Source organism: Bartonella sp. AA81SXKL, from assembly GCF_042196945.1.
GTDB lineage: Bacteria > Pseudomonadota > Alphaproteobacteria > Rhizobiales > Rhizobiaceae > Bartonella.
The window spans coordinates 1-710 of the sequence record NZ_JBHIRH010000244.1 but is presented as its reverse complement, the minus strand read 5'-3'; the positions used below and the strand labels follow the sequence as shown (position 1 = coordinate 710).

At 38.2% G+C, this 710-nt stretch carries 1 protein-coding gene and 1 pseudogene; both read right to left on the bottom strand.

The window, feature by feature from the left end:
- The coding region (locus ACFINZ_RS10870; protein WP_375701523.1) for a glutathione S-transferase family protein at window positions 1-416 on the bottom strand (416 nt) is incomplete at its 3' end.
- Window positions 417-555: 139 nt separating this feature from the next.
- Window positions 556-710, bottom strand: a pseudogene (locus ACFINZ_RS10865) (YihA family ribosome biogenesis GTP-binding protein); the annotation flags it as partial.

Genomic DNA, 710 nt, shown 5'->3' with positions numbered 1-710 from the left:
CGCAAAATTTGTGAATTAGGTGCACCTCCGCCAATGGCTAACGGCATTTCACGTTTATAGATTCGTTCTCGTACGATATGGCGCGTAGCTTCATTTTCAAACTTATTTAAAAACCAATCATTGAGACGACGTACCTCGGCACGGTCTAAAGGATTTTCCGGAAAGAATTTTTTCTCTTGTCGCAAACTTCCATGTGTTTCATCTAAATATTCGTAGATAACAATAGCTCCTGATAATGGAACTTCTTGTTCAGTAAGAAGAACGGGAACATTTCCAGCTGGATTAAGAGCGAGAAATTCGTGTCTTCTGGCCCATTCATGTTCTTCAATGAGCTGAGTGTTTATACTATATTCTCCAAGAATAAGACGTATAAAGCGGGAGGCAGAAGAGAGCGGGGAATGGAAAAGTGTCAGCATAATCTACACTTTCAAATAGAGTTGATAAGAATTCTTTCAAGTAATAAGAATTTTTATAAAGATGCTTTACTGGAAGTACAAGCTTATTAGCAGAAGCTGAAAATTAGGTTTAATAAACCCTTAATAACAGCAAGGTGTTTTACACTGCGATCGTTTGCAAAATGGCAGCACGCAATTCTTCCAAACCGAATGCTTTTTCTGAGGATGTTGCAAGAATTTCAGGATAAGCTGCTGGACGTTTGAGAAGCTTTGTTTTTGTGGTTATTATGCGTTGTTCAAGAACGCTTGATTTTA